Origin of the sequence: Acidisoma sp. (genome assembly GCF_965199065.1) — a bacterium.
In the GTDB taxonomy this organism is placed as follows: Bacteria; Pseudomonadota; Alphaproteobacteria; order Acetobacterales; family Acetobacteraceae; genus Acidisoma.
In genome coordinates, this window is record NZ_CBDAQN010000001.1 from 588,642 (window position 1) to 613,405 (window position 24,764).

Consider the following 24,764-nt stretch of genomic DNA (forward strand, 5'->3'; position numbering starts at 1 on the left):
CGTCAGGCGCGACGGAACAGGCTGGTGGCCAGAAGCATCAGCAGAACGGACGGCGTCAGCGCCGCCACGGCGGGGTTGAGATCCAGCACCAGATTCAGGTTCCCCGCGATCTCCTGCGCCAGCGAGCACACCATCCCGAAGCCGGCCCCTATCGCGAGCTGGGCGCCGGCATTCTGCGTTCGCGACGGGCTGAAGACGAAGATAAACGAGATGAATACCATCGCAAGCATGGACAGAGGCACGTCGACCTTCATCCAGAATTCCTGCTGGTATTGAAGCGCCTGCAGATGCCGCTGCTGCAGGCTGCGGATGTAATGGTATAGCCCGATCGGCGGCATGCTGTCCGGAGGGAGACGCAGCAGCTCCGTCTGGCGCAACGAGAGGAACGGCTGCCAGTCGAGCTTGGCCAGCCGTTGGGTCTGAAACGCACCGCCGATCAGGCGTTTGCGGAGGACGTTCACCAGCAGCCATCGTCCATCAGGACGAAGGTCGGCCCGCTCGGCATTCAGATACTCCGCGAGCGTTCCGTCCGAGTTGAACTCATAGATGTCGATGTCGGTGGGTATGTCGCGCCGTTCGAAGTGCTCGACATGCAGGTACTGACGGTCGCCATAGGCCCAGAACTCGTCCGCGCTCCGCAGAGAGGTGTAGAGGGCAGCGCTACGCTCCTGCTGGGCGAATTGCTGCGAAATCGGAATGCCATACTGGGCGAGGAGGAACAGCAGCAGCGCGATCGGGATCGTCAACCGGATCGCGACGCCGCCGATCCGAAATTCCGACATGCCCGCAGCGCGAAGCGCCGTCAGTTCCGAATGCCGCGCCAGACCTCCGAGGGCGAGCAGGCAACCGATGAGCATCGCCGCGGGTGTCACCTGCAACAAGCGGTAGGGCATCGTGCAGAGAGTATAGAGCGCGGCGTCGGCGACGCTGTAATGGCCTTCTCCCACCGAGGCGAGCTGTTCGACGAATTCCAGCAGGCTGAACAGTGCCGTCATTGCACACGCGACCAGGCAGCAGGCCCGCAGAATGATCCGCCCGATGTAGCGGTCCGCGGTGGTGATCGCCAGAAATCCGAGGACGCGCGTCAGGATACGGAGTGGCAGGGGCCGCCGGCTCATGCTGGTCGCGGTCCATGCATGAGCGCGATGAGAGGCTTGACGAGCGTGCTGAGCAGGAACAGCGCCAGCAGCCCGGGCACCCACCAGATCCCCGGCACGCTCGGCACCACCCCATGCTGCACCCAGGTACGAGCCGACGTGAACAGCAGGTAGTAGGCGAAGTAGGCCAGGATGGCTGTGCCGAACCTCGCGTAACGGCTCTGGCGCGGCCGGCTGACACTCATCGGGATGCCCAGCAGGCCGAGCAGGATGGTGGAAACCGGCGTGGAGAGGCGCCACTGCAGCTCTGCGATATCAGCCGGTCCGGTGGAGCCAAGCAATTTCCTGCTTGGAGTAGCGACCGCGCTGTAATCCGCGCCCGGTCCGCGATCCGTGTTGGGGTTCAAAATCAGGTCTCCAGCATCGACCACCTGATCGGTTGTCTTCCCGTCACGTGCGATGTCGTAAACATGGGCATCCAGGAGATGCACCTGAGATACGCCACTTTGCCAGCCTCCCTGCAGCGGGTTGGCCAAGCGGGCAGAGATGATCTGCGTGTAGTCCTCGTGCCGGATCTGCACGAACACATCCTGTGCCGGTGCGCCAGGGCTGTCGCGCCGCGCGAAGAAGATCACCCGCTGGCCATGCTGGCCGACATAGAAGGTATCGGGCTCCATCGCATCGGTATGGAGCGTCACCGCCGCATAGCCGGCCATCTCGTGCAGCCGGGCGTAGGCCCAGGGTCGTCCGAAGAAGGACAGCACGCCGACCGCCAGAGCCAGCATGACGCTGACGTTGACGATGCTACCGAATATTTTCCACGGCGGTATGGTCAGGGCGAGCATGGCGGTGACTTCGGAATCGCCGTTCATCCTGCCGAGCGCCAGGACCACCGCTATGTAAAGGGCAATCGGGATGAGCACCTCCAGCGAGATCAACAACTTGAGGCCCACGAGTTCGGCAATGCTGCTCGCGGAGAGCAGGCCGCTCGCCGCATCCGACAGCAAGTCCGCGGTGCTGTAGGTCGCGAACAGGACGATCAGGATGAGCAGAACACGGACGAAAGGGGCCGTGATCTCCCGGATCAGGTAGCGGCCGATGATCAAAGCGCTTGGCCGTTCTGTCGCGGTTTGCCCGCGCCGGACATCCCGGCGCCGCCTCTAAGCGAAGTCACCGTAACGATTGCTCCAATGTCGAGCGGTTGAGCGCCGGTTTATCCCCGATGCCGGGGCCTTGACCAGCACCGACGCCGGAACCCAATCGGCCGAGCCCGTTCGAGACCAGCAGCCGGTGGCGGAGCGGCCCCGATGTTCGACAGACCCTCACTGCTGTACAAGGCCGCCGTGCCAGACGGAATGCCATGAAGATCCTGTTCGCCTTCGAGAACGCGCTGCCCAGTGCCGAAGCGGATGCAGAGGTGTTCCTGGCGACGGCACAGGCCCTGCTGCCCTACACCGCGCAGGCCTGGCTGCATATTCCGGCGCCCGATCCCGCCTCCCTGGCGGCGGCCGAGCGCCTCGGTGGCGCCACGATCCTGCCCGCCTGGGCGCCTCGCGGGCCGGCAGCCCTGCGCCATCTGCTTTGCGGGCTGACCATCGTCTGCCGCCGCGCCTTCCGCGAAGCAGATCTCGTCTACACCCGCAACCTCTGGGTCGCCTGGATGTCGTTGATCTTCGGCCAACGGGTGGCCTTCGACCACTACCGGCCCTGGCCAGACCAGATTCCGCCGTTGCAGCGGTGGCTCTATCAGCTTTTCTCGCACCCCCGCCTGATCGTGAACATTTGCCACTCCGACTACACGCGCCAGGCTTATCTGCGGTTGGGCATCGAAGCGGCCAAGCTGCATCGGGTGCTGAACGGGTTCGAACCCCGGCGCCTGGATGCTGCCGTGGCCCCAGCCTTGGCCCCAGCCTTGGCCAAGAGCGGCCTCGGCTTGGATGTCGCACGGAAAACCATCGTCTATACCGGCCGCGTCAACCACAAGAAGGGTCTGGCGGTGGTGGTGCAGGCGGCGAAGCGCCTGCCGGACCTGGAGTTCTTGCTCGTTGGATCCAAGGGCGAAGGCCCCATCGAGGCCCTGGCGCGGGACGTGCCGAACATCAGGATGGTCCCCTTTCAGCCGCCTGCGGCTCTCGTCCAATACCTCTACGCCGCCGACGTGCTGATAATCCCGCCTTCGCTGGAGCCGCTGGGGCAGTTCGGCTCGACGGTGCTGCCCCTGAAGCTGTTCTTCTATCTGGCTGCCGGCCGGCCAATCCTGGCCGGCGACACGCCCGATGTCCGGGAAGTGCTTCGTCACGACGAAAATGCCTGGCTGTGTCCGCCGGACAACGTGGAAGCCCTCGTCACCGGCCTCCTTCGGCTGACCGAGGATGCTGATCTCACGGAGCGCCTGGCCGCCACGGCGCAGGCCGATAGCGCCGATCTGACCTGGTCCGCGCGTGCCGGACGGATCTCCGCAATTCTGACCAATCGTCTGCAAGCGCCCCGCACGGCGCCAGCGCCATGGGGCAGAGCCCAAGGCGCGCGTTGGCGGCGGCTCTCCTGGCGCTGGCTTCGCCATCTGCGTCGCAGCCGGTTCTGGGTGTTGCCGTTGGAAGAGCTGACCGACGACCGCCGTGGATAGCCACAAGCGTCATCTGACCCGCGGGTTCAACTGGCTCGGCGGCGCCACCATCGTCGCCAAAGCCGTGGACTTCTCCACCATCCTGGTTGTGTTGCTGTTCCTGACCAAGGAGCAAGTCGGCATCGGCTCCCTCGTCGTCTCCTTCGCCATGATCGTGGAGGCCTTCGACGGGCTGGGCACGGGTGACGCCCTTGTGCAGGCGGTATCGGTCTCTCGCCTCCAACTCGACACCCTGTTCTGGTTTATCCTGGGCTTCGGGGTGCTGGTGGCGGGGCTTACCCTTCTGGCGGCGCCCTTGATCGCGGCCCTCTACGGCCATGCCGCCATCGTCGCGTATCTCGGGGTGGTCGCGCTGAAGCAGCCGCTCGTGGCGATGGCCGTGATCCCGCTGGCTCTGCTCAACCGGGGCCTGCACTACAATCGGATTGCCTTCGTGAATGTCGGCGCCACCCTGGCCGGAGCATTGACGCGGCTGGCGCTTGCCTTCGGCGGAGCGGGCGCCTGGGTGCTGGTCGCAGGCTATACGGCGAGCGGGTTGTATCTGCTGCTCGGAGCCCTGATCGCTCAGCCATTCGTCCCAGGCTTCCGCTACCAGTTTGCGGCCATCCGGCCGCTCCTGCGCTTCGGCCTGCGCGCAGCAAGCTCCAATCTCTCCGAACAGGTGTTCAAGAACGTCGACTACCTGCTGGTGGGGTGGTTCTACGGCGCGGCGCCGCTCGCGACCTATCGCGTCGCCTTCGATACCGCGATGGAGCCGGCGACGGCGATCAGCACGGTGATCCGGCGCACCGCGCTGCCGGTCTTCGCGCGCTCCGCGGCGGTGCCGGGAGAGTTCTCTGCGGCCCTGGTGTGGGCGCTGCAGCGGCTGCTTCGCCTGGCGGCTCCCCTCATGCTCGTTCTGCTGCTGATCGCCCCACCGCTGACCGGGCTGATCCATGACCCCCACGGCCGGAGCTACGCCTCCGCCGCGTTGCCGATGCAGCTGCTGGCGGTGGCGGCACTGCTGCGGGTGACAGGCGAGCTGCTCTTCCCGGTGCTGCTGGCGGCGGGGCGGCCAGGGGCCGCGGCCCGGCTATCCGGCGGTATCCTGATGGTGCTGACCGTGGCGATCGCAGCGGTGGGATACGGCCTGCCGGAGCGTGTCGGCATTGTCGCAGTCGCAGGGTGCTGGCTAGGGATCTACCCGTTCGTGCTGGTCTGGGGCGCCACCATGCTGAGACGGGAATGGGGCGTTCCGCTTGGGGAACTCGCGCAGGTTCTGGTGGAGACCGCCGTCAGCCTCGCCGCCACGGCCGGTTTGGTGGCTCTCGCTGATGCGCTCGCCGGAAAGCCGGGCTCCTGGCTGCGGATCGTGATCGTGCTTCTGGCGACGGCGCTCGTGCAGAGCGGCCTCTACCTCCGAGGACGACGGCGCCTCAGCCCAGCCTGACACTTATTCGGCAGCAACCGCGTGTGCTGGCTCTGCGGGCTTCTGGCCGCCGCGGTAGCGGTCGAACATGCTCATCTGATGTACGCAGCCCAGGGTGCAGGTGGGACTGCAACCTTTCTCGGTATGAAACTCTCGCCGAAGATCATCACGCGTATAGTCTGCCAGCGGGATGCCGGGGTAGCCGCGCTGCTGCGAGCACCAGTGAACCAGCCCGTCTTCTGTCACATAGAGGTAGCGTGCGCCGGCGCGGCACTTCCAGTCATTGGGTTGCCCCTGCATCAGGTTCTTCTGAAACAGGCGATAGTTGAGCGTGTGCACGAGAGACGGCGAAATCTTGGTCACGTCGGCGTAAGCCTGCATCTGCGCCGGGCTTAGCGGCTTCAGCGTGCCGGTATGGTCGTGCAGAACGCCCACAGAATGCTGCAGGCCATATTTCGCCGCGGTTTCCGCGACCACGACCACGTCCCGTGTGCGCTCCTCACTGATGCCCAGCACAGAGTTGACGTTCACCTTGAAGCGGGCGAATTCGGCCAGAAGCGCCAGCTTGCGCTCGACCGAATGCAGGCTTTTCATCGATACCTCATCCGGCTCAAGATTATCGATGCTGATCTGCATGCCCTGCAGACCCGCCGCGTTGAGCCGCTCGATCCAGTCCTTGGTGAGTTTGAAGCCGTTCGTGATCATGGTCACGATCATTCCACGAGCGCGGGCAGCGGCGACGACCTGATCCAGCTGTGGATGCAGCAACGGCTCTCCACCCGTGAACGTGATGGACGCGGTCTTCAGGTCAGCCAAGTAGCCGACCCGCTCGAGCAGCGTCTCCAGCGGCACCGGGGGCGAGAAGTTGTCGTATTCGTTGCAGTATCCGCAGGCAAGGTTGCAGCGCCGCGTCACCACGACCTGGGCAAGCAGCGGATTGTAGCGCGAGCCGGCGGCGCGGCCCAAAAAGCGCATTCCGGACGCAACACCATCGAGCCGGGCGGAAAGGGAACTCTTCTGCATCAAAGCGATCGATCGACAGAAGATGCGGAAGGCGGAAGCATCGGATACATGCGCCCTCTTAGCACCGTCACCGGAAGGTTGGAACTCCAGCCAACCGTTGCGCTGCCCGGCGCCATGGAGGCGGCCACCAGCGCAGCCCCGCGACATCGAGCAGTTGCTCCCCGGATAGGCTCCGCCAATCTTCGGGCGCCGCTGTCGCGGGGCGCAGGTAGACCGTCTCCCGCGCGGGCCATCGATGCCAGTTTGTCCAGGTCCAGACGCCATGGCGGCGATACACGGCCATCAGCCGCCGCGCCAGATCGCGGTCGGTCGTCAGCGTGAAGCGCTGCGTCCAGACGGGAAGGCGGCCAATCTCCTGAGCCAGCGGCCAGCTCCGGCGATCGACGTAGTTCGAAAATCCAACAGTGTAGCCAAGCTCAGCCTGAAGCGAGAGGATGGCGCGGTGCAGCTGGATATGCTCGGGATGCCCATACTCGCCCCAAGGATTATGCGTGAAGACCACGCCATAGCCGGCCAGTATTGGCCGGAGCCCGGTGACGAGCCTGTCGAAATTGTCATCATAGCGCCGCGCCGCCTGTTCATCGCCGATGGCGATGCCGGTGGGCGTCAGCCGTGGCCGCGACAGATCGACCGCCAGGCGGCTTCCGCTCTCCGGAATGGCGAGGTTGATCAGACCCGGCAGAGGCAGCTCCGCGACCGCTCTCTGACGGCCCGCCGCGATTTTCGGCCGGCCGAACGGGTCACCGAAGGCGAAGACGATGCGGCTCGCCGCACTCAGCACTGAACTAAGCCAAAGGCATTCGTCATCCGGATGAGCCACCACCAGGGCTATCGGGCCAGGACAAAAAGCGCCCAGTTCAGCCTTCGCGGAGGACTGCGTCATACCAGTTCTCGAGGAGCGCGGTTTGGCGGCGCAGGTCAAAATGCTGCTCCACGTGCAGCCGGGCCGCAGCGCCCATGCGTTGCCGGAGCGCGGGATCGCTCAGCAGCAGGCGCATCCGTGCCGTGAGCGCGGGGGCATCGCGTTGTGGGACCAGAAAGCCCGTCTCGCCATCTACGACGCCCTCCGGAATGCCGCCGATGCGGGTTCCGATCGTCGGGAGGCCGGTAGCGGCCGCTTCCAGAAGCACCATGCCGAGCCCCTCTTCACGCCCCGTTTCGGTGCGAACGCTCGGCAGGACAAGGATGGCGGCGGCGCGCATTGCTGCGAGAACCTGCTCGTGCGGCAGAGCGCCCAGGAAGCGGATGCGCGCCGCTACTCCAAGTTTGCGACTTAAATCCTCCAACGTCGTCCTCAACGGCCCGTCCCCGATGATATCCAGCCGCAACCCGGGGTGGTCGACCAAATCGGCGAACGCGCGGATCAGGTATTCGGTGCCTTTCACCTCCACCAACCGCGCAACGTGAAGAACAGTGGGCGTTTCTTCGCCGGGCTCGCGGGCGCTGATCGTCTGGCAGTCGACGCCGATGTGGTGGACGTGGGTGCGAGACGCCGGGAATCCCATCGCCAGCACCCGGTCTCGGATGAAGGTCGAGGCGCAGAGAAACAAGGCGCCCTGCCGGGCCAGGCGGGCCCTGAACAGCGGATAGTTGGCCCAGGCCGGCGACCGCAGCAGGGCCGCCGTCGACAGTGTCGCGTCGAAGCCGTGGAAGGTGGTGACCAGCGGAATACCGAGTTGCCGCGCGAGCGGCAGCGCGTAGACGCCCTCCACGCCGAAATGTGCGTGGATCAGTGCTGGGCGGCGTAACCCGAGCAGGTGGCGGAAGGGGCGCGGCGTGCGGCTGAGCATCTGCCACAAGACGAGCGGCCAGCGCAGAGGCAGGTCCTCGAGCGCCAGCGATTCGGCGCCCTTCGGTGCGGGACCGTAGCGCAACCGCCCCATGTACAGCGGCCGGTAACGATGGAGTTGCTGCGCCTGCTGGGTGATGAAGGTCTCCGAGACCCGGAACAGGTTATGGCGGAAGATGATGACCTCGCGCACGCGCGCCCTATATTTGTGAGGATCGACAGGCGCTCTCGGCTTGTTCAGATCGGAGGAACCGTCGGACCCGCCCCTCGTGCAGCAGTTCCCCGCGCAATACCATCGATTTTGGCGCCAACGATACGCGGAAAGTACGATGTTGACTCTTGCGGGGATTGAGGATGTCGATGATACCGTACGCTCCTCGCGTTGATCGGAATTGACACTTGGTCAAGACAATGAGCGGCCATGCAACCAAGAATTCTTTCTTTTGAGATAACATGCTCTAAACCATCAGAGTGCGAGCGTTCAGCAGCCTTCAGATAGCGATCGTGCACTCGATGTCGCGCCGCCTGTCGGGGCGGCTCTAACTCGTCGCCCCAGGAATTGTTCCTCTCCCATGCAAACTCCCGCTGCGCCCACACCCTCTGATTCGGGTATTCCACGTCGTCTGGCTGATTTCCCCACCTTGGCAGATGCTTTGAACTACGCGGCCGAAGGTGACGCAGGATTCAATTTCTACTCCGGCCGAGGCGTATTGCAGGAGGCGCTCCCATTCCGGGATTTGCGGACGCAGGCACTGCGGCTGGCACGCCGCCTCTTGGCGCTGGGGCTTGAGGCAGGTGACCGGGTGGCGCTGATCGCCGAGAGCGACGGCGATTTTGTTCGGCTCTTCTGGGCCTGTCAGTATGCCGGCCTCGTCCCGGCCCCGCTGCCCCTGCCCACGGCGTTTTCCGGGCACGACACCTATACCGCGGATCTCAGGCGCATGATCGTCAGCGCGGGGGCGAGTGCCGCCTTTGCGCCCGAGGCGCTGCTCGCCTGGCTGCAAGAGGCGACGGCCGAGCTGGACCTGCGGGTGGTGGGCACCGCCGCGATGCTGACCGCGGACGACAGCGACCTGTCCTTGCCCGAGCCTGAACCCGATGGTCTGGCATACCTGCAATTTTCGTCCGGGAGCACGCGCTTCCCGATGGGCGTAGCCGTCAGTCAGCGCGCGGTGATGGCGAATGCCGGGGCAATCGGCCGCCACGGCCTCATGATCCGCGCCAACGATCGCGGCGTTTCCTGGCTTCCGCTCTATCACGACATGGGACTCGTCGGCTTCATGCTGACGCCGCTGGCCTGCCAGACGACCGTGGATTTGATGCCGACGCGGGAATTCGCGCGGCGGCCGCTGACCTGGCTGGACCTCATCAGCCGTAACCGTGGGACGCTCGCCTACAGCCCGTCGTTCGGATTCGAGCTCTGCACCCGCCGGGCGGCCAACAACCTCATGCCGCTCGACCTCGCCTCCTGGCGTGTGGCAGGCGTGGGCGGAGACATGATCCGGTCCCAGGTGCTGCGCGACTTCGCGAGCCGCTTTTCGGCCTCCGGTTTCCGCGCCGATGCCTTCGTGGCCAGTTACGGCATGGCGGAAGCCACCCTCGCCCTGAGCTTCGCGCCGCTCGCCGGCGGTATCCGCACGGACGTGGTCGCGCGCGGGCCGCTGGAACATCAGAACCTCGCCATCCCTCTGCGTGACGAGGAGGGCCAGGACGGCCGCGCCTTCGTCCGCTGCGGTCCCATCCTGCCGGGACACCAGATCGAGTTGCGCGACGAAAACGGAGTGGTTTTGCCCGAACGGCATGTCGGCATGGCCTTCGTCCGTGGCCCCAGCATCATGACCGGCTACCACGCCCTGCCCATGCATACCGCAAGCGTTCTATCCGCCGACGGCTGGCTCAACACCGGAGATTTGGGTTACCTGCTCGACGGCGAGATCGTGATCACCGGGCGGGCCAAGGACCTCATCATCGTCAACGGCCGAAATATCTGGCCTCAGGACCTCGAATGGGCCGCCGAAAACGGCGTGTCGGCGCTGCGGAGCCGCGACGTGGTTGTGGTTTCGGTGGACAGCGGGACGGTCGAGAAAGTTGTGGCATTGGTGCAGTGCCGCCTCAATGAGGCAAAGGCGCGCGAGGCGCTGCGTGCCGAGGTGGCCGCGTTGTTCCTGCGTAAGCACGGGGTCGAGGTTTCGGTCGTGCTCGTGCCGCCTCACAGCCTGCCGCACACCTCGTCCGGCAAGCTCAGCCGCGCCAGGGCCAAGCAGATGCTGCTCTCCGGCGCCTTCGACACGGCTCAGCCAATTTCCTCAGTGGCCTGAGGTGCACGGCGACCCAGGTCGCACCGGCACGGAGGAAGGTTTAGCGGTCTGGGACCGGCAGCGCGTTGATCAACATCGGGACAGCGCAGCGCTTCGCGTGGCCGTCACCGGGGCGACCGGGTTCCTTGGACGCCACCTTGTCCCGGCGCTCACTGCACGGGGCTTCAGGGTCCGTATCCTCGTGCGCGACAATAACCCCAGATCAGATTGGCAGACGCCGGCGGTCGAGACCGTCCCCGGCCAAATGGAGGATGCGGCGTCACTCGCCGCTCTCGTGGCAGACGCGGATGTCGTCATTCACATGGCTGGTTTGACGCGAGCACGGTCACGCCGGGAGTTTCTCGGCGTCAACGGTGACGGCGCACGGCGTCTTGGGGAGGCGGTTGCACGCCACGCGCCGGACGCTCATCTGATCGGCGTCTCCTCGCTCGCTGCTCGCGCCCCGCAGCTTTCCGCCTATGCGGAGAGCAAGCGGGCCGGGGAGCAGGCATTGGCCGCGACGTTTCCCGGCCGGCTCAGCATCCTGCGTCCGCCGGTGATCTACGGACCGTGGGATCGAGCAACCCTCGGCATCTTCCGTTTTGCAACGCTCCCCGTCGTTCCGGTTCCGGGCTCGCGATCGTCCCGGATCGCCATGATCCATGCCGCTGACGCCGCTGCCGCGATCGCAGCCCTGGCCGCCAGGGAGGACGCACCGGGCGGCTCGGTGTACGCGCTGGCCGATACCCGCCCTGATGGCTACGCGCCGCGCGAGATTTTGGCCGCGGCGGCTGAGGCTCTGGGCACGCGTCCCCGCTTCCTGCCGCTGCCGGACCCTCTGGTGCGCTTCAGCGGCCGGGCCGCAACCCTGTTAAACTCGTGGCGTGGGAGCCCCGCCATATTCAGCGCCGGGAAGGCGCGGGAGATCGTGCATCCCGACTGGGCCGTGACGCCGAGAGAACTCTTGCCCTCCGCCATCGCGGTTCCCTCCATCGGTCTCCGCGGTGGCTTCGCCTCAACCGTTGCATGGTATCGGCAGGAGGGGTGGCTTGCCTGACGGAGCATGGGATGGTTGTCATGCGTCGCGCCCTATGGGACCGCTAGCTGGAGTACAGGGAATTTCATGAGCATGGACCAGAATACCGTCACGCGGCTGGTGATAGACACGTTGGCCGCCAACCCGAAGGTGACCCATGCCATTAAAGGTACGACGGTCATCGTGGATGATCTCGGCCTCGATTCCCTTGCCGTCATGGATTTCGTCATGGAGATCGAGGACAAGCTGGATGTCTCTGTCCCCCTCGATCGGCTGACCGATATACGCACGGTTGATGACCTCGCACGGTGCCTGACCGAGCTCAAGAATTTACGCTAAGGTCGGAAAGTCTTGAACCGCGACAAGGCGTGGTTCACCGGGCAGCCCTTGAAGGATTTACCGCCATGCCGTCCCTTTCGACCCCAAGCTGCCGACTGGCACCCTGCATGCGGTGGTCCGTCCACCACGTAGCCGTCGCCTCGGGCAGAGGTTGCGCCTGAGCATGTCGATCCTCGCAAAGTTCGCCGCATTGAGCATTGCCCGGCAGCAGCTTGCCGAAGGGGGACGCGACCCGTTCGCCGTGCTCATCGAGCCCACCGAGTCGGCCACGGAAGGCTGGATCGAGGGCCGCCGCGTCCTGCTGTTCGGCACCAACAACTACCTTGGTCTCAGCCAGCATCCGGTCGCCCGCAAGGCTGCCGCCGACGCGGCGCTGCATGAAGGGTCCGGCACCACCGGATCACGCATCGCGAATGGCACCTCCGGCTCGCATCAGAAGTTGGAGGAAGAAGTCGCGGCCTTCTACGGCCGCCGGTCCTGCATGGTGTTCACCACCGGCTACCAAGCCAATCTGGGCATGCTGTCGGTGCTCGCGGGGAAGGACGATCACCTGCTGATCGATGCCGACAGTCATGCCAGCATCTATGACGGCAGCCGGCTAAGCCAGGCCCAGGTGATCCGCTTCCGCCACAACGACCCGGACGACCTCTATCGCCGCTTGCGTCGCCTCAAGGATTCGCCCGGGAGCCGGCTGGTGGTCGTCGAGGGCATCTATTCGATGTTGGGCGACAGCGCGCCATTGGCCGAAATTGCCGCCGTGAAGCGGGAGGAGGGGGCGACGCTGCTGGTGGATGAGGCCCACTCGCTCGGCGTGCTTGGCGCTCGAGGGCGCGGCCTTGCCGAGGCCGCCGGCGTAGAGCAGGACGCCGACTTCATCGTCGGCACGTTCTCCAAAAGCCTGGGAAGCGTCGGTGGCTATTGCGTCTCCGACTATGCCGGGTTCGACATCCTGCGAGTGGCCTGCAGACCGTACATGTTCACCGCCTCGATGCCACCGTCCGTCGTCGCTTCAGTCCGGGCCACCTTGAAGTTGCTGCAGTCGGCACCTGAGTTGCGCGACCGGTTATGGGCGAATGCACGGCAATTCCACGGTGCGTTATCGCAGGCCGGGTTCATCTTGGGACCCCAGGTGAGCCCGATCGTCTCGGTCGACATGCCCGATGTTTCCACAGCCGTCGCCTTCTGGAACATGTTGCTGGACCGTGGCGTCTACGTGAACCTGACCCTGCCACCGGCGACGCCGGACGGGCGCGCGCTGCTTCGCTCCAGTCTGACGGCGGCACACGAGCCCGCTCAGGTGGAGGCGGCGGCAGCGCATTTCATCGCCACCGCCGCTGCACTTGGGATCGATCCCGGTGGGACGAGCAAGCCGGCGCTCGTTGCGGAACGAGAGGTCTTCGCTTAGCGGCAGGCCCGCCCGAGGCGGCCGGCATTACTCCCAAGGCCGCGCGTCTCTGGCTACTTCGTCAGCGCGCTTTGAATCTTGCTCACATCTTCCGCGCTCATCTGGCCGATCGTCGTCACCACACCGTTCTGGATCCGCCAAAGGCGGAACGGGCCGGTGATGTCCCCGCACGTGTCGAAGTTGATCGGTCCGATGACGCCCTCGTAACGGATCGGCTTTCCTGCAGCGATCAGGGCGAGCGCCTTGGTGAACTCCTCTCGGCCGGCATAGATCGGTGCACCATCGGGCGCCACGATCTCTGGGATGGCTGCCTTGATCGCAGCCGGGTTGCCGTCGCCCGCCTTCGCGATGGCAAGTGCGACGACAGCCCCGGCATCGTATGAGCGATCCGCCGCTGGGGCATCCGGCGCTATGCCGCCGGAGAAGGCTTTGAAATTTCCATAGAAATATTTGGTCGATGCGGTTTCGGCGGTGCCCGATGACGTGCCGTAGGCATCGTTGAGGTATCTGGCCCCGACGGCCGCGATGAAGTCGGACGAGTTCATGCCGTCATTGAGCAAGAACTTCGCGGGCCCTCCGTCGGAGATCCAGGCTCGCGCGATCGTAGCGCCGTCAACCGGGTAGCTGATCAGATAGAGCGCGTCGGGGTCGCCCGCCATCGCGGCGCTTGCCTCCGCCGAGTAGCTCGACTGGTCCGGATTGTACGGCGTGATCGAGGTGATCGAACCACCAAGCGTCTTATAGGCGGCCGAAAACTGCTTAACCATATTCACGCCGAAATCATTGTTCACGTCGATGATCGCGATTTTCTTCAAGCCCTCGTCGATCGCGAATTTTGCTGCCGCCGTGCCCTGAAGGGCGTCGGAGGTAATCGTGCGGAAGAACACGCCGTTCGTTTTCCCGGCGTGGCAAAGTTGAGTGAGCGTTGGCGAGGACGAGGCCGGGGACACCTGAACGACGCCCGCTGGCGCCGTGACCGAGGTGAGGATCGGGATCGATTCCGAGGAGATGATGCCGCCGATGATGACGGGAACCTTCTTGATGTCGACGAGCTGAGTTGCCTGGTCCACCGCGACGTTGCCCTGGCTCTGGCTGTCTCGTGTGTCCGTCACCAAGTGGCAGCCATGGACGCCGCCGGCTTCGTTGAAGTCGCGAAATGCCATGGCGACCGCCTTCGCGCCCGCCTGACCATAGGCGCCGGCTGGTCCCGTCAGCGGCATCACCATGCCGACAGTGATTTCGCAGCCAGCGGCAGAGGCAGGCTTTGCCGCCAAACCTATCAGCCCGAGCGCGGCGGCGGCGACGAGTAGACCTTTCATCATGGTTCTCCGTAAGAGGCTGTCGGGTCAGGCAGTGCCCGTGCTGAGATTGTATTTCATGATCGAACCGTGGCGACCGGAGCGGTCGCGCTCCAGCGCATAGACATCGCCTGCAATCGGGATTGCCGCCGCGAGTACTTTGTCGATTTCTGAGGTCTCGTCTGCGGTCAGCACGATCTCCGTGATCTGCAGGTTGTCGGCAAGATGCGAACGATTGCGCGCACCGACGATGACAGCGGCGACACCGGGTTTTGCAAGCATCGCCGCGCTGGCGACGGTCGCTATATCCGAGTTGCGCCTGTCGGCCAGACGACGCAGTACGGATAGCAGCGCCTGAAACAAATCCCAACCACCGAAATCATCGATGATCAACTTGTATTTGACGAGCGAGCGGTTCTCCAAGGGCGCCTGAGGCTCCGGCTGGTCAAGCCATCTGTCGCTCAGGAAGCCGCCGGCCACCGTTCCGTAGCAGAGAAGCGCCACACCGTGTTTGGCAGCTGCTTCGACCATCGCGTTTTCCGGCCTGCGGTCGAGCAACGAATATTGCACCTGCATCGAGACGAGGGGGACGCCGCCGTTGACGATGGCGAGCATGTGCGAAGTGTCGAAGTTGGTGCCGCCGAGGTGCCGGATTTTGCCTGCGCGTCGCAATTCGTCCAGCCAGTGGACAGTGTCCAGCCAGCGCGGGGCGTCGTAGTCCCACCAATGAAACTGAACAAGGTCCAGCGCCTCGGCACGCAGCCGGTGCAGTGATCGATCGATGATGCGCTCGACATCAGCTTTGGTGATGCGAGGCAGGATATCGAGATCCGGCACGAACTTCGTATGGATTTTGATGCGGTCGAGCGCACTGGTGCCATACTCCGCGCCGTAGCGAAGGCGGAAGGCGCCGATCATCTCCTCGACGCCGGTGTAGATGTCGGCGCAATCGAACGTGGTTATGCCGGCTTCGGCAAACGCCATCATGTCGAGAACTGCCTCGGCCGGGCTGACATCGCCATGTCCGCCTGCCATCTGCCAGCCGCCGCGAATTATCCGCGAAATCTCGTGGTCAGACGCCAACTGTGTGCGGTGGATCATCGCTCTTCATAGATCGCAAAGGGGAGTGGCCGTGGTCTCGGCGTGGCTGAACCGTCGCCGTCCGGTGCGCGTTATCCTTAGCCGGGTCGAGCAGTTGGGATCGGGGCAGGCAATGTCGGCATCGGTGGTCATCCAGTCGTGGCGATGCGTCGTGCGCTGCTTGGCAGCGAGCAGCGGCAGCACCGATGCCAGGGAGTAGATGGAGAAACCCTGATCAGGCGGCAAGAACAACAATTCCCCGCGCAACTCGAAATAATCGCCCGGTTTGGCGCCGCAATAGATCGGACCGCCGGCGGGGGCGACCACCTCGACACGAAGATCATAGAGTTCGAAGCTATCGTCGGGTAATCCGGTCATGCTTCGGCGTCCTCATCGAGGTGCGCGCGGATCACGTTGAAGGACTGTGTGATGTCGCTGTTCAGAGCCTGAACGGCCGCTGACGTGTCTCTGCGTTCAAGCGCCTCGATCAGTGTCCAATGGTATTTGAAGGCGGGTTGGTCCGTTGCCTCATTATGCGTTTGGGCAGCGGCCCGGACATAGGGACCGGACTGTAGCCACAGGCTCTCCGCAACTGGAATGAGCACGGCTGACCCGGCCGCCTGATAGATGTGGAAATGGAAGGCATGATTGAGCCCGGCAGCAACATGCGCCCTGTTCGCAGCGCCGCCTGCGAATGCGGCCTCACATGCCGATGTGTGAGACCTCAAGACGGCGTAATCCGCATCTCCGAGATTTGGCAGCGCAAGTTCCACCAACTCTCCTTCGACCAGGCAACGGGCGCGGGTGAGGTCATCCAACCGTTCTCGGCTTATGAGGGGCACACGAACTGAGCGGTTCGGCATCGCCTCCAGCGCTTGCTCGGATACGAGACGCCCGATGCCCTCGCGTACCGGCATGGCGCTCGTCTGCAATCGTTGCGCCAGTTCGACGATACGCAGCACTTCCCCGGCTTCGAAGGCGCCATGCATCAGAGAGCGGCGCAATGCAGAATAGACGCGTTCCCGGAGAGTTTCGCGTCCGATCGATGCGAGGAAATCATGCCGCTCGACTTTCGGAGTATCAAGGACCGGCGCTTTAGCCGAGGCAAGGCTGTGCACGTTCATTCCGTCTTCACCGCACGAAGATGCTGGAGGCGAGTAGTGGTCATATTCGGATCTGGACGGCTTCGGAGTAGATATCGCTACCCCAATGCAATGCAACTCCCACTTGACTGGACCTTCTGGTCGAAGTCAATGTCTTTGATCAAACATCAAAAAGCTGCCCTGCAGACTAAAATATGGAGCTCTGATGCCGACGAAGGATGCTGGGGCGGACCGTCCGCCCTTCGTCGAGGCCCGGACGCTGGTCAAGCTGTTTGGAGGGATGCGGGTGGTCGACGGGGTGTCGATTTCGCTGGCGCACGGCGAGATGGTCGGTCTGATCGGGCCGAACGGCGCCGGGAAGACGACAATGTTCAATCTGCTCGCCGGCAGCCTCAAGCCTACCTCTGGCGAGATCCGGATCGACGGCGTGGATATTTCACGCGAAGGCCCGGACAAGCGGCTCATGCGCGGCCTTGGCCGGACGTTTCAGATCCCGCGGCCCTTCGGGGAGATGACCGTGCTGGAAAATGTGCTGACCGGGGCTCAAGGCCAAACAGGGGAAACCCATTGGATGAATTTCCTGCGGCCCGGCCGTGTCGCCGCGGAGGAGAAGGCAGCGGTGGAGAAGGCGCGGGGGCTGCTCGACTTTCTGCTCCTTGAGCGGCTGGCACTGGAGCCGGCAAGGGTGCTATCGGGCGGCCAGCGCAAACTCTTGGAACTCGCCCGCATCCTCATGGCCGATCCGCAGGCGATCCTGATCGACGAACCCGCCGCCGGCGTTAATCCGGCATTGCTGGAACTCATCATCGACAAGATCCGCGCGCTGCACGCGCAAGGCAAAACCATTCTGATCATAGAACATAACATGGAGATGGTGAACCGCCTCTGCGGCCGCGTCGTGGTCATGGCGGCGGGCAAGGTTCTGGCGCAGGGTAAGCCGGCTGACGTGGCGCGCGATCCTGCCGTCATCAATGCCTATCTCGGCGGCGCTGCGTGAGTGATGTCACCGTGTTGGCGACGCGCGGGCTTGTGTCGGGATACGAGCCCGATCTGCCGATTGTGCGAGGCGTCGATCTCGCCGTCCGGGCGGGCGAACTCCTCGCTGTGCTCGGGCCGAACGGCGCGGGCAAATCGACCCTCGTCAAGACCATCGCCGGCCTCGTGCCGGTACATTCGGGTAGTGTCTTTCTGGATGGCGCGGACATCACCGCTTCCCCCGCGCACCGCAAGGTCCGGCACGGTCTCGCGTTCGTGCCGCAAACGGAAAACATCTTCACCACGCTCTCGGTTCACGAGAACCTTCAGGTTGCCGCAAACATCCTTCCGAAGGACCAGCGCCGCAGCCGTATCGCCGCGCTCTACGCGATGTTCCCCGATCTTGGCGCTCGGCCGCGGCATCGCGCGGGACAGCTCTCGGGCGGCCAACGGCAGATGCTGGCTGTCGCACGCGCCCTGGTGGTCGAGCCGTCGGTGCTGATCCTCGACGAGCCTTCTGCAGGCCTCTCGCCCAAGATCGTGGCCGAGGTCTTCGCCCGGCTGCGCGCCATAAGCCTAGGTGGCGTCACGACAATTCTCGTGGAGCAGAACGTCAAGGCGGCGCTCGCGATCGCCGACCGCGCGATTATTCTGGTCGAGGGGCGTATCGCGCACGAGGGCGAGGCTGAAACCCTGGCCGAGGACCCCATTCTGGGCGAGCTTTATCTCGGCGCCCGCCACAGCCGTCACGCCGGCGCTGCATGAACCCGCAGATCCTGATCGACGGCCTCATCTCCGGCACGATCATCGGGCTCGGTGCGGTCGGGGTCACGCTGACCTATTCCATCCTGCGCTTCGCGAATTTCGCACATGGGGAGTTCATCTCCTGGGGCGCGTACTTCGCCTTCGCTGTCAGTGGTGCGCTGGGCTATTTCTTCGCAGGGCTCGAGACCCCGATCGGGCCGTTTTCCTTCGGTTGGTCGCTGCCGGTTGCGGCGATCGTGGCGGTCGCGCTCACCGCGGGGCTGGCGCTGCTGGTGGATGCCATCCTGTTCCGGCCGCTGCGCGCGCGGCGCGGCGCCGTCATCATTCTCGTGATGGCAAGCTTCGGTGCGGCGCTGGCCTTGCGCAACCTGCTCGAATTCATCTTCACCTCAAGTCCCGCCTACTACACCACGAACCTTCAGATCGCGATGCGGCTCGGCGGTGGCGTGCGCGCCACGCCAGATCAGCTGCTCTGCCTCGGCGTCGCGGCGGTGCTGGCGGGGGCCGTGCATCTGCTGATCACCCGCACCGGCATTGGCCGGTCGATGCGCGCCGTGAGCGAGAACCCGCTGCTCTCCGGCGTGGTCGGCATCGATGTGCGCGGCGTCGTGCGAACAGTGTGGGTTCTCGGCTCTGGGCTCGCCTGCATCGCCGGCATCATGGCCGGGCTCATCGTGCAAATCCGCCCGGAGATGGGGCTCGACCTGCTGCTGCCGCTGTTCGCAGCTGCCATCCTGGGCGGTATCGGCAGCGTTCCCGGTGCTATGCTGGCCGGGCTGATCGTCGGTCTTGCCGAGGCGCTCACTGTGCAGATCTGCGGCGCCGAGTGGCGGTCGGCGGTCGCCTTCGTCATCCTTGTCGCAATTTTGCTCCTGCGTCCGCAGGGCCTGTTCGGACGCGCCGAATGATCCTGCATCTGTTCAGCTACGGCGCCTTTTTCATGACGGTCGCGCTGACCTACGCCGTCATCTGCCTTGGGCTGAATGTCCAGTGGGGGCAGACCGGTCTCTTCAACGTCGGCGTCTCCGGCTTCGTGGGCGTCGGCGCCTATGTCTCGGCCCTGCTCACGACACCGCATTCGCCCGATCATCTCGGCGGCTTCGGCCTTCCAATCCTGGTTGGCTGGGCCGGGGGCGGGTTGGCCGCAGGACTTGCCACCCTGTTCGTCGGTGGGCTCACGCTGAGGCTCCGGGCGGATTACCTGGCGATCGCGACCTTCGGCTTCGCGGTGGTGGTTCAGCTCTGCCTGCTCAATCTCCAGCCGATAACGGGTGGTCCGTTCGGCATCGCCTTCATCCCGCGCCCGTTCGGCGGCTCGGCGCATGATCCTCTGCTGTTCGGCGCGCTCAACCTCGCCGTCATGCTCGTGGTCGTTCTGCTCCTCTACCTGGCGCTTGAGCGGCTGGGGCGCAGCCCCTGGGGCCGGGTGTTGCGCGCCATCCGCGAGGACGAGACGGCGGCGCTGGCGCTCGGCAAGAACGCGCGGCGGTTCCGGTTACAGGCATTCGCGATCGGCGGCGCCATCATGGGGCTGGGCGGCGCGGCACAGGCGCACTTCATCGGCTTCATCACGCCCGACAACTACCTGCCGATGCTGACCTTCCAGGTGTGGGTCATGCTGATCGTCGGCGGGTCCGGCAATAACCGGGGCGCCATCCTCGGCGCTGTCGTTGTCTGGGGCCTCTGGGCGATCTCCGCCAGCATCATTGCCGCCCTCGTGCCGGCAGAGCAGCAGGCCCGCGCGGCCTCGCTCCAGATCGTCATGATCGGCGTCGCCTTGTGCGCCATCCTGCTGCTGCGGCCGCGTGGCATCCTGGGCGAAGTGACGATCGTCTCCCGCCATATCCTCGGCGTTCGCGCCGCTCCCACCACACTGGAGTGACGCATGCCGAACCCGGTTGATCTTATCCGGCTCCCCAATGGCCTCAGTCTCAACAGGCTCATCTGCGGTCTCTGGCAGATCGCCGATATCGAGAAGGGCGGCCAAACGCTCGACATCGACCGCGCCGCCGGAGCGCTCGACGATTATGTCGCGGCCGGGTTCGAGACCTTCGACATGGCAGACCACTACGGCAGCGCCGAGCTGATCATGGGGCGGCTGCTGACGCGGCATGCCGGCCAGGACCGGCGACCGCTCGCCTTCACCAAATGGTGCCCGCCGCCCGGCCCGATGACTGCCGACATCGTCCGTGCGGGGGTGCAGGCGCGGCTGGATCGCCTCGGGGTGGCGCGCGTCGACCTCCTGCAATTCCACTGGTGGAGCTTCGAGCATCCGGCCTGGCTCGATGCCCTGCACGAGATGGAGGCGCTGCGCCGGGAGGGGCTGATCGGCGCCATCGGCGTCACCAATTTCGACGCCGCTCATCTGGAGCTGGCGCTCGCCGACGGTATTCCGCTCGCGACCAACCAGATTTCGTTTTCGTTGCTGGACCGGCGCGCCGCCGGCCTTCTGACCGAACTCTGCGCGCGGACCGGCGTCCGGCTTCTGGCCTATGGCACGCTCTGCGGCGGGTTTCTGTCCGAGACGTGGCTCGGGCGGCCGGAGCCCTCGGCGATGCCGGATTGGAGCCGCGCCAAGTACAAGCGCTTTATCGACGCCGCCGGCGGTTGGGAGGCGTTCCAGGCCATCCTCGCGGCGGCCGCAGAGATCGCCCGCAAGCACGGCGTCTCGGTCGCCAATGTGGCGACGCGCTGGGTGCTGGACCAGCCGGCGGTGGCGGCCGCCATCATCGGCGCCCGCGTGACGGAGAGAGAGCACCGACGCGACAATGCCCAGGTCTTCTCGTTGGTCCTCGACGCCGAGGACCGTGCTCGGCTTGACGGCGCCATGACCGCGGCGAAGCCGATCCCCGGCGACTGCGGGGACGAATACCGCCGTCCCCCCTTTCTTACAGCCTCCGGCGATCTCAGCCACCACCTCGCGGCCATCCCTTCCGCCTATGCGGCCGAGGCCGTTCCGGGGAGGCCTGGCCGGTTGCGGGTCCGGTCAGGCAGTGTGTGGGAGCCGCTGGCCGGCTATAGCCGCGCCGTGCGCGTGGGTGGCCGCATCTGCGTCTCCGGCACCACCGCGACCCATGGCGCCGACCGCTGCGTCGCGCCCGGCAACGCAGGCGCCCAGGCTACCTACATCCTGGACAAGATTGCCGCGTCCATCGCCGCGCTCGGCGGCACGATGGAGGATGTGATCCGCACGCGCATCTATCTGCGGGACGCTGCAGCCTGGGAACCGGTCTCTCGCGCGCACGGCAGGACCTTCGGCGACATCCTGCCCGCCAACACATTGCTCGGAGCGGGCACGCTGATCGGCGACTACGAGGTGGAGATCGAGGCGGAGGCCGAGGTCACCGTCTAAGGGCAGCCTCGCCCCGAAGTTTCGCCTACGCGCGCGCCGCCCAAAGAAGACCGCGGCGGAAGAGCTCGCGCATCTCCGGCACTGCAAACTCCTGTGCCACATGCCCGAGCGACGAGTAGAACACGCGCCCCTCGCCATGCCGCCGCTTCCACGCCACCGGCATCACCACCCCGTCGATCCAGGGTGCATGATCGCCGGTGAAACGCGTCGTTGCCAGCACCTCGTTCGAAGGGTCGACATGCATGTAATACTGCTCGGAGCGGTAGGGAAACGATTGCGGCAGGCCGGTCACGATCGGGTCCTCGGGCTTGGTGATCTCCACCGTGTAATCGATGACGTTGCCAGGATGCGCGACCCACTGGCCGCCCACCATGAACTGATAGTCCACCGCCTCGCGGAAGGCATCGCCCATGCCGCCGTGATAACCGGCAAGCCCGACGCCCCCGCGCACCGCCCGCGTCAGGTTGTCGAGCTCCTCCTTTTCGATCTTCGACATCGTGAAGATCGGCACGATCACGCTGAGATCGGCGATCCCGGGATCGGCGAAAGCCTCAGTCGTGTTCTCGAGATATACCTTGAACCCTGCCTCTTCCAGCATCCCCGCGACAACCTTGGCACCCTGCTCCGGCTCGTGTCCGGCCCAGCCGCCCCATACGATCAATGCTTCCCGCATCGCACCCTCCCGTTTGTTGTTCACAAGCCGCCGATGGACAGCGGCGCCGGCCGCTCCGGCCGGCTCTCGATCGTCACGAACGCACCCGCCCTGGATGACCGGTCAAATACCTCCATCACCTCCAGCACATGGAAGGCGAGGTCGCCGCTCGCCCGATGCGGGCGGCTCTCGCGGATCGCATGCGCCATGTCGGCAACGCCGATGATGCGATAGTTGCCGTCCGCATAGGCGTGATCGGTGGCCACCGGCTGCCACTCCCCGCCCGGCTCCGCGTGTTCGATCTGGCCGCCAAAGAAGTTGGGGTCCGGCACGATCAGCGCGCCGTCGGTGCCGTAAAGCTCCAGCGGAAGGTGGCGATGCTTCGGGACATCGAAACTCATCGCGATCGAGACGATTGCGCCCGAAGCAAACCGCAAGGTGCCGGCGACATGCGTCGTCACCTCCACCGGAATGGTCGTGCCTGCCAATGGTTGGCTGGTGACGGTGCGGGTTTGGCGGGTCATCGATGTCATGCCCGAGACAGCCGCGACCGGCCCCAGCAGGTTGACGAGGTCGGTGATGTAGTACGGCCCCATGTCGAGCATCGGGCCGCCGCCCTCGGCGTAGTAGAAGGCGGGCGCCGGATGCCAGCGTTCATGCCCGGGGCACATGAAAAACGCTGTGCCGCCGACAGGCGTGCCGATTGCGCCGGCATCGACCAAAGCGCGGCAGGTCTGGTGCGCCCCGCCAAGGAACGTGTCCGGTGCGCATCCCACCCGCAGGCCGCGCGCGGCGGCGGCGGCGAGCAGCGGACGCGCCTCGGCCGTCGTGATGCCCAGCGGCTTTTCCGAATGGACATGCTTTCCAGCGGCAATGACCGACATCCCAACCTCGACATGCACCTTGGGAATGGTGAGGTTGACCACGATCTCGATGCCCGGGTCGGCGAGCATCGCGTCGACGCTCATCGGCTGCAGCCCGAATTCGGCGGCACGCCGCGCGGCGGCCTCCGGATTTGCATCGGCCAGTCCCCGAATGTCGAGGATAGGGAAGCTTTTCGCCGCCTTGAGATAGGCGGGGCTGATGGTGCCGCAGCCGATTATGCCGATGCCCACAGTGTTCTGCATGACGATGGTTCTTCCTTGTCCCTTGGCCAAACCGCTTGGCGCTACCGGGCGCGTGCGGGGCCCGTTGTGTTCCATGGCGCGCCGTAAAGATCGCGGAGCGTGAGAGCCGCAGCCCCGCGCGCCCATGAGTCTTCGCTCCAGCGGTGCACGGCGAGTTCCGGCACCGGCGCGTAGCCTTGCGGAAGCAAGCGGGTGACGGCGGCCCGCAGCGCTTCGAGCAGCGCCCCGCCGGCGCCGATGGCCTCGCCCGCCAGCACCACCATGCGCGGCGCGAAAAGCGACACGAGATTTGCAATGGCGAAGCCCAAAGCTTCGCCTGCGGCTTGCAGGATGGCGATGACCCGCGGATCGCCCGCCTGCGCTGCGGCGACCACGGCAGCCATGCCGCGCCCCGCCCGGAAGATGGCGCCATGCTCTGCGCCGTTCATCACCGCCTGCGCCTGGGCAAGTATTGCGGCTTCGGATGCGATGGCTCCAAGGCGCGTCTGGCGGGCTTCGCCGCCCGGCCCGCCGACCAACAGTCCGCCCAGATCAGGCGCGAGCCCATCAGCACCGCGGAAGAGCTCTCCGTGATACATGATGCCGAGGCCGAGTGCGTGTTCCAGGCTGATGACGAGGAAGTCCGCCATGCCTCGCGCCTCGCCGAACCAGCTCTCCGCCATGGTGACGAGGTTGACATCGCTCTCGATTACCGTCGGCACCCGGAGACGCTGTTCCACTGCGGCCGCAAAGGATACATCGGTCTCGCCGAAGATCGGGCTCGACTGGCAGATACCTGTGGCGCGCTCGATCCGGCCCGGCAGGCCGACGCAGAGGCCGGCCACCTTCTCCATTCCAAGGCCCGCGTCGGCGACGCAACGTTGCACGCCATCCTCGACCAGGTCGGCGATGACCGAGACCGGCTGCCGGCTGATGCGGATGGGCAACGTCAGGGTCGCCTGAGGGGTGGCGCAGAAGTCTGTTGTGGCCACGGTGATGTGGTCCGGCGTGAGTTTGACGCCCACGACGAAGGCGGCTTGCGGATTGAGTTCCAAGAGCACGCGTGGCCGGCCGCGTGCCAGATCGGAACCGCTGTCGCGCAGGCCGCCGAGGGCGCGCGGGATGACGAGGCCATCCTCCAGCAAGGCAGCGGTGATCGACGAAACAGTCGTTGCGCTGAGCTGCGTCAGATCGCAGATTTCTACACGGGCGATCGGGCCTTCGCGCCGGATTGCATCCATGACGTGGAAGCGGTTGATCGCGCGCATCAGTTCGGGATCGGCGGTTTTCATCGTGACCCGTATTAAGTCTTGTCGAGGATAGCCCTGTCAACGGCGCGACGACGGTCAATCCTTTGTGTGCGCCATCGATAAGCTTGACAGCCCAGGCCGCGATGCGCAGAGTTTGTGCGCG

At 65.2% G+C, this 24,764-nt stretch carries 23 protein-coding genes; 11 read left to right on the forward strand and 12 right to left on the reverse strand.

Annotated features, from left to right (window positions below):
• Positions 1–2: 2 nt before the first annotated feature.
• Together lptG and lptF are read right to left on the reverse strand one after the other, a co-directional pair.
• On the reverse strand, positions 3–1,118 hold the full coding sequence (gene lptG, locus ACOEQ1_RS02745) for an LPS export ABC transporter permease LptG (protein ID WP_419757691.1): 1,116 nt from the start codon (positions 1,116–1,118) through the stop codon (positions 3–5).
• Positions 1,115–2,203, reverse strand: coding sequence for an LPS export ABC transporter permease LptF (gene lptF / locus ACOEQ1_RS02750; protein WP_419757692.1), 1,089 nt, complete (start codon positions 2,201–2,203; stop codon positions 1,115–1,117). The genes lptG and lptF overlap by 4 nt, the downstream gene beginning before the upstream one ends.
• 254 nt (positions 2,204–2,457) lie before the next feature.
• Between lptF and ACOEQ1_RS02755 the strand changes: the two genes are divergently transcribed.
• On the forward strand, positions 2,458–3,723 hold the full coding sequence (locus ACOEQ1_RS02755; RefSeq protein ID WP_419757693.1) for a glycosyltransferase family 4 protein: 1,266 nt from the start codon (positions 2,458–2,460) through the stop codon (positions 3,721–3,723).
• Positions 3,716–5,152 (forward strand): oligosaccharide flippase family protein, encoded by a 1,437-nt coding sequence (locus ACOEQ1_RS02760; protein WP_419757694.1) that lies wholly within the window; start codon positions 3,716–3,718, stop codon positions 5,150–5,152. The genes ACOEQ1_RS02755 and ACOEQ1_RS02760 overlap by 8 nt, the downstream gene beginning before the upstream one ends.
• A gap of 3 nt (positions 5,153–5,155) precedes the next feature.
• Here the strand turns inward: ACOEQ1_RS02760 and ACOEQ1_RS02765 are convergent, their stop codons facing one another.
• From ACOEQ1_RS02765 to ACOEQ1_RS02775, 3 genes are all read right to left on the reverse strand, one after another.
• A complete protein-coding gene (locus ACOEQ1_RS02765; protein ID WP_419758627.1) occupies positions 5,156–6,106 on the reverse strand; it encodes a radical SAM protein in 951 nt (316 codons plus the stop codon).
• Positions 6,107–6,221: 115 nt separating this feature from the next.
• Entirely contained in the window at positions 6,222–7,037 is an 816-nt protein-coding gene (locus ACOEQ1_RS02770; protein ID WP_419757695.1) for a hypothetical protein, read from the reverse strand.
• Positions 7,012–8,136, reverse strand: a complete 1,125-nt coding sequence (locus ACOEQ1_RS02775) for a glycosyltransferase (protein WP_419757696.1) — start codon at positions 8,134–8,136, stop codon at positions 7,012–7,014. The genes ACOEQ1_RS02770 and ACOEQ1_RS02775 overlap by 26 nt, the downstream gene beginning before the upstream one ends.
• Positions 8,137–8,515: 379 nt before the next feature.
• Here ACOEQ1_RS02775 and ACOEQ1_RS02780 point away from each other — a divergent pair, with 379 nt between their 5' ends.
• From ACOEQ1_RS02780 to spt, 4 genes are all read left to right on the forward strand, one after another.
• The gene (locus ACOEQ1_RS02780) at positions 8,516–10,261 is read left to right on the forward strand and encodes a fatty acyl-AMP ligase (RefSeq protein WP_419757697.1); all 1,746 of its coding nucleotides are present in this window, start codon (positions 8,516–8,518) and stop codon (positions 10,259–10,261) included.
• Between the two features lie 97 nt (positions 10,262–10,358).
• Entirely contained in the window at positions 10,359–11,297 is a 939-nt protein-coding gene (locus ACOEQ1_RS02785; RefSeq protein WP_419757698.1) for an NAD-dependent epimerase/dehydratase family protein, read from the forward strand.
• Positions 11,298–11,363: 66 nt separating this feature from the next.
• Positions 11,364–11,615 carry an acyl carrier protein gene (locus ACOEQ1_RS02790; protein ID WP_419757699.1) on the forward strand — a complete coding sequence of 84 codons (252 nt, stop codon included), beginning with the start codon at positions 11,364–11,366 and terminating at the stop codon, positions 11,613–11,615.
• A gap of 163 nt (positions 11,616–11,778) precedes the next feature.
• The gene (gene spt / locus ACOEQ1_RS02795; protein ID WP_419757700.1) at positions 11,779–13,020 is read left to right on the forward strand and encodes a serine palmitoyltransferase; all 1,242 of its coding nucleotides are present in this window, start codon (positions 11,779–11,781) and stop codon (positions 13,018–13,020) included.
• A 53-nt stretch (positions 13,021–13,073) separates the two neighbouring features.
• Here spt and ACOEQ1_RS02800 read toward each other — a convergent pair whose 3' ends face one another.
• Genes ACOEQ1_RS02800 through ACOEQ1_RS02815 form a run of 4 tightly spaced genes read right to left on the reverse strand, consistent with a single transcriptional unit; the run spans position 13,074 to position 16,522 of the window.
• Positions 13,074–14,339, reverse strand: a complete 1,266-nt coding sequence (locus ACOEQ1_RS02800; RefSeq protein WP_419757701.1) for an ABC transporter substrate-binding protein — start codon at positions 14,337–14,339, stop codon at positions 13,074–13,076.
• Between the two features lie 27 nt (positions 14,340–14,366).
• Positions 14,367–15,419, reverse strand: a complete 1,053-nt coding sequence (locus ACOEQ1_RS02805; RefSeq protein ID WP_419757702.1) for an aldo/keto reductase — start codon at positions 15,417–15,419, stop codon at positions 14,367–14,369.
• 6 nt (positions 15,420–15,425) lie between these two features.
• Positions 15,426–15,776 (reverse strand): TIGR04076 family protein, encoded by a 351-nt coding sequence (locus ACOEQ1_RS02810; protein WP_419757703.1) that lies wholly within the window; start codon positions 15,774–15,776, stop codon positions 15,426–15,428.
• Positions 15,773–16,522: a GntR family transcriptional regulator gene (locus tag ACOEQ1_RS02815; protein ID WP_419757704.1), complete on the reverse strand. Its 750-nt coding sequence runs from the start codon at positions 16,520–16,522 to the stop codon at positions 15,773–15,775. The genes ACOEQ1_RS02810 and ACOEQ1_RS02815 overlap by 4 nt, the downstream gene beginning before the upstream one ends.
• Before the next feature lie 184 nt (positions 16,523–16,706).
• Between ACOEQ1_RS02815 and ACOEQ1_RS02820 the strand changes: the two genes are divergently transcribed.
• From ACOEQ1_RS02820 to ACOEQ1_RS02840, 5 genes are read left to right on the forward strand one after another with little or no spacing between them, the layout of a single operon-like run.
• Complete coding sequence (locus ACOEQ1_RS02820; RefSeq protein WP_419757705.1) at positions 16,707–17,498, forward strand: ABC transporter ATP-binding protein; 792 nt, start codon at positions 16,707–16,709, stop codon at positions 17,496–17,498.
• Positions 17,495–18,241: an ABC transporter ATP-binding protein gene (locus tag ACOEQ1_RS02825; RefSeq protein WP_419757706.1), complete on the forward strand. Its 747-nt coding sequence runs from the start codon at positions 17,495–17,497 to the stop codon at positions 18,239–18,241. The genes ACOEQ1_RS02820 and ACOEQ1_RS02825 overlap by 4 nt, the downstream gene beginning before the upstream one ends.
• Positions 18,238–19,149, forward strand: a complete 912-nt coding sequence (locus tag ACOEQ1_RS02830; protein WP_419757707.1) for a branched-chain amino acid ABC transporter permease — start codon at positions 18,238–18,240, stop codon at positions 19,147–19,149. Before ACOEQ1_RS02825 ends, ACOEQ1_RS02830 begins: the two co-directional genes overlap by 4 nt.
• Positions 19,146–20,123 carry a branched-chain amino acid ABC transporter permease gene (locus ACOEQ1_RS02835; RefSeq protein WP_419757708.1) on the forward strand — a complete coding sequence of 326 codons (978 nt, stop codon included), beginning with the start codon at positions 19,146–19,148 and terminating at the stop codon, positions 20,121–20,123. Before ACOEQ1_RS02830 ends, ACOEQ1_RS02835 begins: the two co-directional genes overlap by 4 nt.
• Positions 20,124–20,126: 3 nt before the next feature.
• Positions 20,127–21,593: an aldo/keto reductase gene (locus ACOEQ1_RS02840; RefSeq protein WP_419757709.1), complete on the forward strand. Its 1,467-nt coding sequence runs from the start codon at positions 20,127–20,129 to the stop codon at positions 21,591–21,593.
• Between the two features lie 25 nt (positions 21,594–21,618).
• Here the strand turns inward: ACOEQ1_RS02840 and ACOEQ1_RS02845 are convergent, their stop codons facing one another.
• The 3 genes from ACOEQ1_RS02845 to ACOEQ1_RS02855 are packed head-to-tail and all read right to left on the reverse strand — an operon-like array spanning position 21,619 to position 24,643.
• A complete protein-coding gene (locus tag ACOEQ1_RS02845) occupies positions 21,619–22,266 on the reverse strand; it encodes a ThuA domain-containing protein (protein ID WP_419757710.1) in 648 nt (215 codons plus the stop codon).
• Between the two features lie 20 nt (positions 22,267–22,286).
• Positions 22,287–23,372 (reverse strand): Gfo/Idh/MocA family protein, encoded by a 1,086-nt coding sequence (locus ACOEQ1_RS02850; protein WP_419757711.1) that lies wholly within the window; start codon positions 23,370–23,372, stop codon positions 22,287–22,289.
• A gap of 41 nt (positions 23,373–23,413) precedes the next feature.
• The gene (locus ACOEQ1_RS02855; protein ID WP_419757712.1) at positions 23,414–24,643 is read right to left on the reverse strand and encodes an ROK family protein; all 1,230 of its coding nucleotides are present in this window, start codon (positions 24,641–24,643) and stop codon (positions 23,414–23,416) included.
• Positions 24,644–24,764: the final 121 nt, after the last annotated feature.

Bases quoted from the DNA above. Each gene is read 5' to 3' on its own strand.
- lptG (WP_419757691.1), bottom strand. From the start codon at position 1,118: ATGAGCCGGCGGCCCCTGCCACTCCGTATCCTGACGCGCGTCCTCGGA.
- ACOEQ1_RS02755 (WP_419757693.1), top strand. From the start codon at position 2,458: ATGAAGATCCTGTTCGCCTTCGAGAACGCGCTGCCCAGTGCCGAAGCG.
- ACOEQ1_RS02765 (WP_419758627.1), bottom strand. From the start codon at position 6,106: ATGCGCTTTTTGGGCCGCGCCGCCGGCTCGCGCTACAATCCGCTGCTT.
- ACOEQ1_RS02770 (WP_419757695.1), bottom strand. From the start codon at position 7,037: ATGACGCAGTCCTCCGCGAAGGCTGAACTGGGCGCTTTTTGTCCTGGC.
- ACOEQ1_RS02780 (WP_419757697.1), top strand. From the start codon at position 8,516: ATGCAAACTCCCGCTGCGCCCACACCCTCTGATTCGGGTATTCCACGT.
- ACOEQ1_RS02790 (WP_419757699.1), top strand. From the start codon at position 11,364: ATGAGCATGGACCAGAATACCGTCACGCGGCTGGTGATAGACACGTTG.
- spt (WP_419757700.1), top strand. From the start codon at position 11,779: ATGTCGATCCTCGCAAAGTTCGCCGCATTGAGCATTGCCCGGCAGCAG.
- ACOEQ1_RS02800 (WP_419757701.1), bottom strand. From the start codon at position 14,339: ATGAAAGGTCTACTCGTCGCCGCCGCCGCGCTCGGGCTGATAGGTTTG.
- ACOEQ1_RS02805 (WP_419757702.1), bottom strand. From the start codon at position 15,419: ATGATCCACCGCACACAGTTGGCGTCTGACCACGAGATTTCGCGGATA.
- ACOEQ1_RS02810 (WP_419757703.1), bottom strand. From the start codon at position 15,776: ATGACCGGATTACCCGACGATAGCTTCGAACTCTATGATCTTCGTGTC.
- ACOEQ1_RS02815 (WP_419757704.1), bottom strand. From the start codon at position 16,522: ATGAACGTGCACAGCCTTGCCTCGGCTAAAGCGCCGGTCCTTGATACT.
- ACOEQ1_RS02820 (WP_419757705.1), top strand. From the start codon at position 16,707: ATGCCGACGAAGGATGCTGGGGCGGACCGTCCGCCCTTCGTCGAGGCC.
- ACOEQ1_RS02830 (WP_419757707.1), top strand. From the start codon at position 18,238: ATGAACCCGCAGATCCTGATCGACGGCCTCATCTCCGGCACGATCATC.
- ACOEQ1_RS02835 (WP_419757708.1), top strand. From the start codon at position 19,146: ATGATCCTGCATCTGTTCAGCTACGGCGCCTTTTTCATGACGGTCGCG.
- ACOEQ1_RS02840 (WP_419757709.1), top strand. From the start codon at position 20,127: ATGCCGAACCCGGTTGATCTTATCCGGCTCCCCAATGGCCTCAGTCTC.
- ACOEQ1_RS02845 (WP_419757710.1), bottom strand. From the start codon at position 22,266: ATGCGGGAAGCATTGATCGTATGGGGCGGCTGGGCCGGACACGAGCCG.
- ACOEQ1_RS02850 (WP_419757711.1), bottom strand. From the start codon at position 23,372: ATGCAGAACACTGTGGGCATCGGCATAATCGGCTGCGGCACCATCAGC.
- ACOEQ1_RS02855 (WP_419757712.1), bottom strand. From the start codon at position 24,643: ATGAAAACCGCCGATCCCGAACTGATGCGCGCGATCAACCGCTTCCAC.